7 protein-coding genes and 1 pseudogene are annotated in these 13,146 nt (G+C 42.3%); 2 read left to right on the forward strand and 6 right to left on the reverse strand.

What is annotated here, in order from left to right; all coding sequences use genetic code 11:
* Positions 1-8 precede the first annotated feature (8 nt).
* Both AC3CID_RS22095 and AC3CID_RS22100 read left to right on the forward strand, forming a co-directional pair.
* Positions 9-1,400, forward strand: a complete 1,392-nt coding sequence (locus AC3CID_RS22095) for a magnesium transporter (RefSeq protein WP_114634756.1) — start codon at positions 9-11, stop codon at positions 1,398-1,400.
* Positions 1,401-1,529: 129 nt separating this feature from the next.
* Positions 1,530-2,180: a MarC family NAAT transporter gene (locus AC3CID_RS22100; protein WP_054545826.1), complete on the forward strand. Its 651-nt coding sequence runs from the start codon at positions 1,530-1,532 to the stop codon at positions 2,178-2,180.
* A 500-nt stretch (positions 2,181-2,680) separates the two neighbouring features.
* On the opposite strand, the pseudogene AC3CID_RS22105 reads toward AC3CID_RS22100, so the two are convergent.
* The 6 genes and pseudogenes from AC3CID_RS22105 to secD form a co-directional block, all read right to left on the reverse strand.
* Positions 2,681-5,734 (reverse strand): annotated as a pseudogene (locus AC3CID_RS22105) (efflux RND transporter permease subunit).
* Complete coding sequence (locus tag AC3CID_RS22110; protein ID WP_488527478.1) at positions 5,734-6,825, reverse strand: efflux RND transporter periplasmic adaptor subunit; 1,092 nt, start codon at positions 6,823-6,825, stop codon at positions 5,734-5,736. The pseudogene AC3CID_RS22105 and the gene AC3CID_RS22110 overlap by 1 nt, the downstream one beginning before the upstream one ends.
* Before the next feature lie 118 nt (positions 6,826-6,943).
* Positions 6,944-8,743 (reverse strand): mechanosensitive ion channel family protein, encoded by a 1,800-nt coding sequence (locus AC3CID_RS22115; RefSeq protein WP_065206734.1) that lies wholly within the window; start codon positions 8,741-8,743, stop codon positions 6,944-6,946.
* A 699-nt stretch (positions 8,744-9,442) separates the two neighbouring features.
* Positions 9,443-10,126 (reverse strand): hypothetical protein, encoded by a 684-nt coding sequence (locus tag AC3CID_RS22120; RefSeq protein ID WP_488527479.1) that lies wholly within the window; start codon positions 10,124-10,126, stop codon positions 9,443-9,445.
* Positions 10,127-10,453: 327 nt separating this feature from the next.
* Complete coding sequence (secF, locus tag AC3CID_RS22125; RefSeq protein ID WP_488527480.1) at positions 10,454-11,398, reverse strand: protein translocase subunit SecF; 945 nt, start codon at positions 11,396-11,398, stop codon at positions 10,454-10,456.
* Positions 11,385-13,145, reverse strand: a complete 1,761-nt coding sequence (gene secD / locus AC3CID_RS22130; protein WP_488527481.1) for a protein translocase subunit SecD — start codon at positions 13,143-13,145, stop codon at positions 11,385-11,387. The genes secF and secD overlap by 14 nt, the downstream gene beginning before the upstream one ends.
* Position 13,146: the final 1 nt, after the last annotated feature.

Here is a 13,146-nt window from a genome sequence, read left to right on the forward strand (position 1 = left end):
CCATTATTATGACCTTAATAACCGTTCCATTACCTAACACTGACGCCGAGCTGCTGTACTCCGAGTTAATTTCAGCAATGCAGTCCGGGACTAGTGATGGCATTATCAAACAAATAGAAAGTGCTAACCTGACCGATCTTCCATTCGTGATTAGAAAGTTCACCAACGCACAGTGTGAACAGTTTTGGGTGTTGCTTTGTACTCAGCAGCCTAATCTGGCTGCTGACTTTCTGGATTACCTAACAGAGCCAGAGCGTGCACTCTTATTTTCAAACCTTCCTATCGACAGTGCGAAAGACATTCTTTTACATATGCGTTCAGACGTTCGCCGATCTCTATTACGCAGCTTACCTAAACCACTTCACAAAGCCCTTGAATCCTCATTACCCGAAACTTGGGAAAACGAAGAAAAATCCGCAATGTCTTTTCCTAATGGTTCCGTGGGGCGAATTTGCAAGAATGAGATAATCAAACTAGAAAGCTGGGCAACCATTTCAGACTTAGAAACCGTCTTGCGTGAAGGCGAGCAAAGCTCTGAACGAATTGAATGGCGCTACATTTATTTACACGACAAACGCGGTAACTACTTAGGTACGGTCAAAACTAGAGAACTGTTTCTCGCTCAATCTTGGGATAGATTGCTCGATCATATTGATACAAGTGTCCCCACCGTACCTGCAGATTTTGATCTCCAATCATTAAAAAGTGTGCTCGACTCTACCTCACACTCTACGGTTCCTGTTATCAACGAACATGGCTTTCAAATTGGTATCGTTGGTCACACCCAGTTAAACCAGGCGTTATATGAGAAATCCGAACAACAACAACGTGAAGCCAGCGGTATATTTGGCGGTGACGAGTTTCGTACTATGCCGCTATTACAACGTAATATCCGACGCCTCACATTTTTGTTGCCATCGGTAATCTTGAGCTATGCCGCGGTATCGATCATCGCTTCCTTTGAGCATATTATCGAACAAGTTGCCGTATTAGCTGCCGTTTTACCCTTAGTGGCTAACTTATCCGGGGCCGCGGGCAACCAATCCGTTGCTGTTTCTATTCGAGAATTATCAACAAAGCATATTTCCGCTAAAGACTGGTTGTTTGTCGTCGCCAAAGAGTTACCGATTGGCGCTATCAATGGTCTTGCAATTGGTTTGGTTATTGCCCTACTCATGTTGTTCACCCATGGTCAGCAAAGTCATTTATTACCGGTGTTAGTCGCGGCTGCCTACACGATATCGTCCACTTGTGCAGTCATGATCGGTGGCGCTTTGCCCCTAATTCTCAAGCGCGTAAACCTCGACCCAGCCATGTTATCTAGCCCACTGCTCACTACATTAACCGATGCGATTTCATTCTTTAGTGTTCTATATCTTGCACAGTTAATGCTTCTTTAACTTAGTTAGCTAGTCAATCATTTAGTTAGTCAGCCATTTAGTCATTAATTTGCTTCGAGATTAAGCGACACCTAATAATTTAACCACTACCCAAGACACAAAAACCCACCCACATTTAAAGGAAACTGTATGCACATAGAAACGTTATTCACCTATTTAACTCTAACTGTTCTCGGCTTGTTGCCAATGATGAACCCACCAGCCGCTGCCACCGTTCTTCTTGGTTTAAGTAAGGGCCGAGACAAGAGTTATATCGTTTCACAAGCGAAAACCGTTGGGCTTTACCTATTCATCGCTATGTGCATCACCTTTTTTATTGGTGCTTCTGTTTTGGAGTTGTTTAGTATTTCAATTCCGAGCTTACGTTTGGGTGGCGGGATCATCATTTGTGCGATTGGCTTTAACATGTTGTTTCCAAAACCAGAAAGCATGGATGGCAGTGTCGGACAAGATTCTATTGCTTTAGTGCCCCTTACGATTCCATCACTGTGCGGTCCCGGAACAATGGCATTGATCATTAGCCTTGCCGCTGAAATCGCATCTAGTGAAGAAGAGTTAGAAAAGATTAGTATTTATACAGGAGTCATTGGTGGATTTGGTGTTGTGAGCTTAGTCGCCGCTTTTATTCTGAGTATGGCTTACCCGTTACTTAAAGCTTTGGGTCAAAATGGTATTAACGCGTTTACCCGAATAATGGGTTTTCTACTTATCTGTATGGGTGTGCAGTTCTTTACTATCGGTATTACAGAAATCGTACAAGATATCGGCGCATTGCTGTAATTTTTCGTATCAAACCCCGCACTGTAGATTGCTTATTGTGTGGGTTTTTCTGTTTAAACAACGGCACCCAGTTTCCACTCCAACAGCCCACAATACTATCCCCCTCAAAATACCCACTCTAACTCTAATCGCTCGACTTGCTCTACGTTCTTCTATGTAAATGCTCCTCTGAACCAGTAAACATTGAACCAGCATATATTGACGACCCAGTAAACATTGGTGCCTTTAACGAACATCTTCCCGAGTTTTCATCACAGAGATTCGATAGCAATGTATGGACGTTTTAAGGTGGTCACACTGGTGGCTTTCTAGCTAAATAGTACTGTTAAATACATTGATAACAGCACGTATCTTTCTGCAAATTTGAGTACTAAATCGTTCACTTCCTCCAGGCTAATACGAACAAAAAAGCTGATACCAACATTATTGGTATCAGCTTAATCCTATGCACTTCTGGACGTTCTTTCTTATCCTAATGAAAGGTATTGAACATGTAGATGTTAACGATAGCTTACTCGGTACAACAAGGCATAAATCACAGGCAATACCACTAAAGTTAGTAATGTAGCAAACCCAAGTCCGAATATGATGGTCACCGCCATCGACTGGAAGAAGGCATCAAACACCAGCGGGATCATACCCAACATGGTAGTAATTGCCGCCATGCACACAGGTCGAACACGACTCACACTCGCATCTACAATTGCACGGTTAAGATTTGAACCTTGGTCGGTTTCGATATTGATTTGCTCCACCAGCACAATACCATTCTTCACAATCATGCCTGATAAGCTCAATAACCCTAGCAGGGCCGTGAACGAGAACGGAATATTCATTAATAGTAAGCCTGCACTCACACCAATTAATGCCAGTGGTACCGTCAACCAAATCGCCAAAGGCTGACGAATGGTGTTGAATAACAATACCGTAATCAAGAACATGATCAGGTATCCCATTGGCAATGAACCCATTAGGTTGTTGGTAGCCTTTTGCTGACTTTCATATTCCCCCCCCCACTCAAAATGATAGCCTTGAGGGAGTTCAATCGCTTCGATTTTAGGGGCGACCAAACGGCGCAAAGATTCAGCCGTATCATCACCAAATGGCGTCACATCGGCCATAACGGAAATCACACGTTTAAAGTTACGACGAACAATTAAAGAGTCTTCCGTCGTCAAATTAAAGTCGGAAACGACCTGTGTTATTGGGATATAACGGCTTTGGTCTTGGCTCCACACTTGTAACTCAGGTAATCTATCGATATCAAAACGTTCTTCATCTGGCGCGCGCATGACAATCGGCATGATATGACTGCCATCTCTGAACAAGCCAATCTGCTCACCATTTAAATTGCGTAACAAGGTTCTATCAAGATCACTCTTGGTTATCCCGACTCACCTTGCTGCTGCACCGTCAAGTTGCGGTTCAAGCACTTGAGTTTTCTCTCGCCACGAGTGACGAACTGCGGTTGCTTTTGGCTCATTACGCATGATCTCATTCGCTTGAGCAGCAAGTTGTCTCAACACTTGTGGATCCGCACCATAAAAGCGCGCTTCTACTTTAGCGGCAGGGGCAGGGCCCAAATCCATTAACTTAAACTTAAAATCAATATCAGGATGTAGACTTTCAAGCCTTGCTTTCATCTGAGGTAACATCGTTTCGATCGCGGCTAAGTCTTTCGCTTCAACAATCAATTGCCCGTAACTGCTGTATGATTTTTCAGGTGCATAAGTCAGAATAAATCGCTGAGCACCCGAACCTACGACGGTCGTGACATTATGAACGTCATTAAACCCGCTCACGGTACGTTCGATCTGCTCTAGGCGTTGTTCTGTTTCACGAACGTCTGTGCCTTGTTGCAGCCATACATCCACATAGAAAATTGGCGTATTCGATAGCGGGAAAAAGGCCTGTTTTACAGAGCCAAACCCGATCACAGCAGAAATAAGCAAGACCAGAGTGATGACCAGAGTCGCGACACGGTTTTTTAGTGCGGTATTAAGAACCGTGCGATACAGGGTAAATATCAACCCTCGATAAGGATCGATATGCTCTGACTCACCTTTGGCTATTTCTTCTTTAAACATCAGTTCGCAGAAGAACGGCGTTAACGTGATAGCAAGCACCCAACTTAATAATAAAGAAATCGCTAATACTTGGAATAAAGACCCTAAGAAATCCCCCGTTGCGTCGGCAGACAAGCCAATCGGGGCAAATGCAATAATACCAATCAGTGTTGCACCAAGCAGGGGCCACTGGGTCTGTTTAACAACGGATTCAATGGCTTTACGTTTGGTTAATCCACGTTTCAGGCCAATTAAGACACCTTCAGTTATCACTATCGCATTATCAACCAGCATTCCCAGTGCAATGATCAAAGCACCAAGTGAAATGATTTGAATCTCAACGCCTAGAATGCTCATTCCAATGAAGGTGCCGAGGATAGTCAGTAATAAAATAGCCCCCATTAAAATGCCTGAACGCAAACCCATTGCAAATAACAGCACGACAATAACAATCAATACCGCTTCGACTAGGCTCATCACAAAGTCAGACACCGATTTATCAACCGCATCGCCTTGGTCGTACACTTTGTTTAATTCAATGCCGATTGGACGAGCAAAATCGAGTTCAGACAATTTATTACTGACACGTTCACTCACATCAACCACATTGACGCTGTTCGCAAACGAGATCCCAAGAGAAATGGCTTGTTCACCATTGTTACGATACAAGGTATAAGCTTTATCCTGAAACTGACGGCTTACCTCTGCGATATCACCTAATTGGATCAGGTCATTGCTTCCCGGCGGGCTAAATTTAAATGATTTTAACGCTTCAATTTCATTAAGCTCACCAGAAGAATGGATTCGGATCGATTGTCCATCAAGTAGCAAATCACCACCATTAGACACCATGTTCTGATTTTGAATCAAACGAGAAAGCCAAGCGGGATCAAGGTTCAACGTATTAAGATCTTGCTGGGCAATCTCAATCACAATGTGTTCAGAGACTAGCCCGGCCAAGTTAACTTTCTTTACCCCTTTAATAGCAAGAAGCTCACGCTGAAGGTATTCACCGTAATTTTGTAGTTCGCGATAAGTGTATTCATTACTCGTAATGTTGTAGAGAATGCCATACACATCGCTAAAATCATCAATGACTTGCGATGGATTCACTCCCGGTGGCATTCTCGGCTGAATATCATTCACCTTACGACGTAATTCATCCCATACCTGTGGTTGCTGCTCTGCTTGTATGGTCTCTTTTAATATCACCGCAATCTGAGACAGCCCAGCACTGGTAAAAGATTCGACATCTCTAACATATTCAAGCTGAGAAATCGCACGCTCAAGCGGTAAGGTGACCTCTTCCTCAACTTGCATTGCAGAGGCACCAGGGTACGTGGTGTTAACCATAGCTTGTGGAATAGGGAATGCAGGAAATTCCAATTGTCCTAAACCACGAAACGAAAGCACACCGCCCACCAATAAAATGGCAACGACGAGCCAGCTTATGACTTTGTTTTTAATTGCGTAATTAGTCAGGTTCATTATAAACCTCGCTCACGAACGACGGGCGTAACTCTCATCCCCTCTGACAATTGACTGACACCAGCACTCACCACATAGCTATTCTGAGAGAGATCTCCAGAAACAATCGCACCACGCGCCGACACTCCTTGAATGGTGATATCTAACGAAGAAACTAACCCGTTTTGAAATACCCAGACTTGAGGTTGACCAATCAGGTCATTGTCTAAAATGGCGCTAGCAGGAACGACAAAACGTTGAGCACCTTGCTTATCGGCAATGATTTTATCGATATCAAGGTATAATGTTGCTCCCATACCTGGATACACAGTATGGTTATCTTTTGGCGCGACCAGAGTAAAGGTCACTTCATAGCTTTGTGTTCCTGCTGTTGCTTGCGTTTTATGCTGTTTATAAGTCACAGGGTATGAAGCCGACGAGCCAATAAAGGTCGCTAAGGGCTGATAAGATGGGTCAATTCTCTTAGCATCCATCTGGCTAAGTACGCTCTCAGGTAACTGGATCGTGACATCTATCATTTCATGATCTTGTAAAAGGACGATACCTTGGTGAGCTTGCACTTGTTGATGGTTTTCAATGTGAGTCGTTGCAATTCGACCACTGTAAGGCGCAGTAATGACGGTATCTTTCAACCTGTCTTGTGCAAGCTGTAAAGCTCCCTGTGCAACTTGAAGACGAGCTTGAATGCCATCAAACTCCGCTTGAGCCAATAGATTCTTTTTCATCATTTGGGTCGCTCGATCTAATTCTCTTTTGACTAAATCAAACTCCGATTTTTTCAATGTGATTTCAGTTTTAAAATCTCGCTGATCAAGTCGAGCAATGACTTCGCCTTTTGTCACTCTTTGCGATGGCTTTAAGTTAAATTCAACGACTTCACCACCCACTCTAAAAGCGAGCTCGACTTCCTTCGACGCAGAAACTTGAGCAGGAAAACGTCTTATTTCTTGATGACCCACGGCTTGGACTTCAGTCAAACGGACAGGGCGAGGCGTATCACCTATCAGTGGTGAGTCTTCGGTCGAACACCCCATCGACATAAGTAAAACAGAAAAAGAAAGAAGTATGCGTGAAGAACGAATACGAGGCATGGATATCTCCAAAGTAGCTTAAATATTTTGACGCTACTTTGGAGTAAATAGAAGGCAAACACGATGAATTAGAGAAATTCAAATTAGCGATAATCACCTTAGGGTAAAGCTTTCTGTTTTAACCATTTCCATTTGCGCGAACCGCTGAACTTTTCGCAGGGTACATAATGCTGTCTTTGATTCCATCTTTAAATTCATAACTAAAGTCAGGGAATGGGTAGTTATTGTTATCTTGCCACTGCTTAACTGTTTCGGTCGCTTTCTCTTTGAGTTCATCATCAATAGGGTTAAGTGCCTGAGCAAGTTGGTATTGATTAGAGAATGCCAACTGGGCGCCTACCGCTTCAACTTGCTGCATCACCGAAAACATCACATCCTCTTGCACAGCAAGAAACTCTTCATGGTCTTTGCATATAATATAAGCGAGTATATCGATGTGTATCGCAAACTCACCAACGCCTACAAACCTTGCTCTCACCGGATCTTCATCCAGTTTAGGATGTTGTAACAACAGCCGCCTAATACCAACAACCAGAAGTTTGAGTTGGTCTTGAGTTAGCTCTGGACGCAACCTCAAGCGATGACTCATCCGACGCTTATCGCGGCGTTCGAGGTTATCAATTTCCATATTGGCAAATTCGGAATTAGGAATAGTAATTAAAGAACGCTCTAGTGTTCTGATTCGTGTAGATCGTAGCCCTATGCTCTCAATAGTACCTAGGTTATCGCCATAGCGGCAAAGTTCCCCAATTTTGATACCACCATCAGCATACAAGGTAAGCCCATTAATCACGTTTTCCAGTACAGGACGAATGGCGAGTGCTACCGCCAAACCACCAACCCCTAAACCCGTCACGATTGGGGAGATTGAGAAGCCCATAAAATCGATCACATAGATGCCCAAGATGGCAATCGTAAGGCCGCCAAAAATACGCGCGAGTACCGTAATTAAAGAAGAGTCAACATACTTGCCTTCATGCTTATTAAATACATACAGCTCAGCAAAGTAATTGAATATGGTCATGATCAACCATGCAACGAAGAAAAACTGGCCAATCAAAAAAGAGGTAGACAAAAACTGGTAGATACCTCCAGTGATCCATATTCCGTCATCAATCACTTTTCGGGTAATAAACAGAATAAAGACGACCCCAACCAAAGATAACTGGCGGCCAACTTGCCATTTCAGTCCATTTCGATACCAATGTAAGTTCCAACGTTCGCCAAGCGAGAAGCTTAACTTAATCATAGACCTACATAACAAAAAGACGCTCACTAAAGCAAACCACTGCCAAAGAGGAATCGATGCGTATAAGGTATTAAAGCTTTCTGGTAAAGATTTAATCAATGATATTGAAAATAGCGGGCCTGGAAGAATTAAAAACTCATGGTACAAATCAACGTCATGTTCACTTTTCTCCGTAGACGCTGAGATCAGGCGATACCATTTCGATAAGCTATTAATGGAAGTGGTCGTAAACAGATATTGGCCAACCTTCTCACCATTCGTCTGTCTAGCGATCAGAATGTCTGTATTAGCGAGACGCCATTGGTGACCAGTGTCACCCGTTGGTGATGCCATTTCTGAAGGATGTAATTGAACGTCTTGTCCTAACCTATTTAGAATTTCGTGCAGCAAAATTATTCTTTCCATCACGACCACGGTTCGACTGCGATTGGGAAGGTTTGACAGATCCATGGTTCGCGTTACTTGGGCATAAGCGTGTTGGGCTTCAGGTAAATCGAGCTGCTCAAGCTGCCAATAATGGATCACGTGCTCAGAATACTTAATAAAACCAGATAGAGTGCTATTGGGCGTTGAGGTATCCACAAAACTGGGCTTGTCTTGTCCGTGAGCGAATGAACTAAACCAAACAATTTGGATTGAAAAGAAAAGTGTTAAAAGTCGAGCGACCATAATTGACCTTTGATTTAGTCGAAACACCCTCTCAGAGAGCATACGATTCTTACTATCAATATGAATAGTAAGAATGAAAATTGAAATGAATTAAGAATGGTTCACTATCAATTCGAGCGATAATGAATTTCTCTAATTCATGTGCTTCGTGAAGTAGTTATGCGATAAATAATCATCAATAATCGATGGAGATAAATCATGAAATACTTCCCACTTATTGCCGTTATTCTTGGTTACTTGATTTTTATGTCATTTCTAACATTACGAATATCATCATAAATATATTTTATCTTTAACTATCGCATAGCGAATTACTTCACTATGCGATTACACTTCCCTTTGCGATTAAACTTATCTATGAAGATCATTTTCTTTAACCCATCCCTCCTATCAAAGACAAAAACCACACATAACAATTACATAAGAAGATAAACCAAAATAAATGTATTTAAAGGGAACTTTCCCATAAAGAATTAATGGCTGAGCAGTTATATTTTTCATATATGGTTACACCTATTATTTAACATTTAATCAAACGTTACGCTTAGCTAATAATCAATTGAACTATCATTTGTTAGCTACTGGTTATTAGTTGTTAGTTATTGTCAATAAAATAAAGATATTATTCATTAAGTAACTGTACACTTCAAAATAAATGTAAATACAGTCACCTAACAAAGGGGGATTTTTTGTGGGAGCTTAAAAGCTCATGTTGTAACTGATACCAGTATGGTGATCATTGTTTTCATCGTAACGATATGTCGCTTCAACAAACTGATTTGGCGCTAATTTGAAACCTAAATTGGTTTCAATAGATAAATCACGGTAACTCTCTTTACCGCCGACTTTCTGTTTTTGATCGTTAAAGCTATAAGTGTATTCTGGTGTAACATCAAGCCAAACGTGACTAGTGAATGCGTAGGTCATGGTCAGTGCTGCATTAGCTAAATAACTTGTGTTTGTCGATAAGTCATTGGTATTAAAGCCTAGACCCATTGATGGAGAAAGGCTGAAGTTAGAGTCAATAGAGGTTGTTTTTATGGCATTAAAAAATACCGTATGTGAGTTTTTACTTGTATCCTTGTAATCGGTGTCCCATAGGTAATCCAACTGAAGAGCGGCATCGCTATCACTATTCGCTAATGTCGCAATAACATTATGTTGGTAGAAATCATTAGAACCAATGTATTCAAACATGGTTGAACCATTGTTTATCTCCTGGCTTGCAGCAATGCCAGCTGTAAAACCATCACTATCATAACCTAGATTCGCATAAGAATAAGTCGACACTGGGTTTGAAAAGTCGATATTCTGGTTTGCATTCGCAACAGCAGAAAGAGTTAAAGGTAAAATAGCAGAGATAGTTAATACAATTTTTTTCATAATGTGTTCCTCAATATTTAATGTCGAGTAAATTGTACCTAACCAACTATTGTTTACGACGAATTACAGAAATTCAAAATAGAGCTCACTGTAAATTATTAATAAACATACATTCATTCGATAAAATGAGCACACTACTATTTTAAATTTTCAATAACATCCCAAATAGTCACCAATAGGAAATCTAAAATCTAAAATCTAAAAGCATATTTGGTACATTAGATGAAAGATGATGAATAATTCCTTTGGCACAAAAAAGGCTCCAATATAGGAGCCATAAGTTTTCAATTAGCTATAAGCTATAAGCTATAAGCTATAAACGGTGGACTATTCACTATGAATAGGATTACCGCCTTCATCTAACAAAGGAGCTTTGGGCTTATAATGCTCAGAAGACAAGCCGATCCTTTCCGGTATTGCTGTACCGATCACTAATGAAGACCAAGTGCCCACAATAATCCCAGCAAACAATGCAAACGCAAATCCACTTAATGTACCGCCTGCGATAAGGCCAATACTGCTTACCGTCAACAACGTCGTTCCAGAGGTCACTAGAGTCCTAAATAATGACGCTCGTATCGCTTGATCCGTAGATTCACTGGTACTCTGATTCGGTCTGCGAGTCAGGTACTCACGAATTCGGTCTCCGATCACAATAGAGTCATTGAGCGAGTAACCGACCACAGCAAGCAACGCAGCAAGAGCGGTGAGATTAAATTCAATCGAAAACACCACAAACAATGCTAGAACCACCAGCACATCATGCAGTAGCGCAGCAATCGCACCCAGAGCTAATCGCCATTCAAAACGCACAGTTAAGTAAAACATAATGGCGATAGACGCAACAATCAGGGCTAAACCACCTTGCTCAAATAATTGCTCACCCACCTGCGCGCCAACAACTGAGCTCGACACTAGATTCAGCGGATGGCCTAGCTCCAACTCTACAGCTCTTAACCACTGCAACAACTCCAATTCGCCTGTTCCGCCAATAGGAAACTGTAACTGCCAAGTTTGGTAGGTGACATCGGGCACTAGATTGGGTAATTCATCAAATACCGTATTCAAGGCTGACTGCATCGCTTCCAAGCTCACCGGGACATCAGCATTGACGACATGGGAAATACCACCGGTAAACTCAAGCCCAAGCGTGAAACCTTTGGTCGATATCAGGACAATTGATATAAACATCAACCCTAGTGAAACTAACAAACCGTTCCACCTTACTTTTGACCACTGAATATCAGCGACTCGTTGGTTAAGCTTTGTCATTGTCATGCCCCCAAAGTTTTGTCATCCACATTTGGCTATAGAGTAATCCCGTAAACATACTGGTTAACAGTCCAATCCCGAGCGTTATTGCAAAGCCCTTAACCGCACCATAGCCAATCGCAAACAAAATAATCGCAGTGATCAACGACGTCAGGTTAGCATCGATAATCGTACTTCTTGCCTCTTTGTAGCCTCTTGGTATCGCGCTCGCTAGCGACCTTCCTGAACGCATTTCTTCTTTGATTCGTTCAAACACCAGAACGTTAGTATCAACCGCCATGCCCATGGTGAGTACAAGGCCCGCAATACCTGGCAAAGTGAGCGTTGCTCCCGGTATCAACGATAGAAAACCTATAATCATGACAATATTGGCGATCAGCGCGGCACATGCGATAACACCGAACTTTCGGTACAAAACCAGCATCGACACAAATGTCAGAGCTAAACCTACCATCACCGCGAGCAAACCCTTTTGGATATTTTCTTCACCTAGGCTTGGACCAATCACTTGCTCATCAATAATGGTCACAGGTACGGTCAATGATCCTGAACGTAGAATTAGCGCAAGGTCTTGTGCATCGGAAATTTGCCCGATACCCGTGATTCTAAAACGACTTCCTAATTGGCTTTGGATCGTAGCAATGTTGATCACTTCATGGCGTTGAACAAGTTGGTTGTTATGATCTTGATGATATTCGCTGTATAAGGTCGCCATAGGTTTACCGATGTTACTACGTGAGAAGTCAGACATTTTGCTGCCTCCCGCACTGCTCAACACTAGGTTCACTTCAGATTGTCCAAACTCGCCAACCGATGCGGATGCACCAATAATGTACTCTCCCGTTAACACCGGTTGCCTAGACAAGCGTACAGATTCCCCATCACGCGTAGTATGAGTCTGTGCAGCTTGGCTTGAATCAACAACCGTATGAAAAGAGATCGTCGCCGTCGCACCAATAACACGCTTCGCTACTTGAGGATCTTGAACGCCCGGAAGCTCTATCAATATACGGTCAGCCCCCTGACGCTGGGTGACGGCCTCAGTAATACCTAAACTTTCAATACGCTGGCGCATAATATTTAGGGTTTGCTGCATAGCGAGGCTTGCCTGCTCTTCTTTAATGCTTTCATCAAGCGAAAAACGTAATACGTTGTCGTTTACACTGATTTTCCATTCAGAAAACTGTGAACGCATGTGGTCGGTTACGTTTTGAATACTGTTTGAATCACGACTACTTAAATTAGTAATAATGACCGAGAATCCATTGTTGTCTATGTCAGCAATTCGACTGCGTATCCCTTCTGCACGAGCCACGTGGCGAGCATTCGTCGATGTCGCTTCTACCAAACTTCTCACGCTATCATCTATTTCAACTTGCAGCATGAACTGCACGCCACCACGAAGATCTAATCCAAGGTTAATGGGTGTTAGCCCTACCTGGCTAAATAGCTGAGGTGCTGCACTGACGAATGAAAAATGAGAATGAGCTAACGGAAACGCCAATGACAATACCTGTTGCGCTTCTCGCTGTTCTTTTTTACTTTCAAAGATTAATGTAGTTTCGTCTTGTTGATTCTCAATACCTAGCGGAGTTATCTGATTTTTAACTAATGTGCTTAACAAAGGCTCAATGGGTAATGAACTATCAGCGTGATTAAGGACCAATGCAGGCTTTTCGCCAAAAAAACTCGGTATAGCGCTAATCAATAAGAGAATTAGCAGGAAATAGGCAAATATTTTTTTCATG

It is taken from the genome of Vibrio sp. QJM3NY_21, assembly GCF_057785975.1.

Excerpts from the sequence above, each read along its gene's own strand:
- AC3CID_RS22095 (WP_114634756.1), top strand. The coding sequence starts at position 9 with ATGACCTTAATAACCGTTCCATTACCTAACACTGACGCCGAGCTGCTG.
- AC3CID_RS22100 (WP_054545826.1), top strand. The coding sequence starts at position 1,530 with ATGCACATAGAAACGTTATTCACCTATTTAACTCTAACTGTTCTCGGC.
- AC3CID_RS22110 (WP_488527478.1), bottom strand. The coding sequence starts at position 6,825 with ATGCCTCGTATTCGTTCTTCACGCATACTTCTTTCTTTTTCTGTTTTA.
- AC3CID_RS22115 (WP_065206734.1), bottom strand. The coding sequence starts at position 8,743 with ATGGTCGCTCGACTTTTAACACTTTTCTTTTCAATCCAAATTGTTTGG.
- AC3CID_RS22120 (WP_488527479.1), bottom strand. The coding sequence starts at position 10,126 with ATGAAAAAAATTGTATTAACTATCTCTGCTATTTTACCTTTAACTCTT.
- secF (WP_488527480.1), bottom strand. The coding sequence starts at position 11,398 with ATGACAAAGCTTAACCAACGAGTCGCTGATATTCAGTGGTCAAAAGTA.
- secD (WP_488527481.1), bottom strand. The coding sequence starts at position 13,145 with ATGAAAAAAATATTTGCCTATTTCCTGCTAATTCTCTTATTGATTAGC.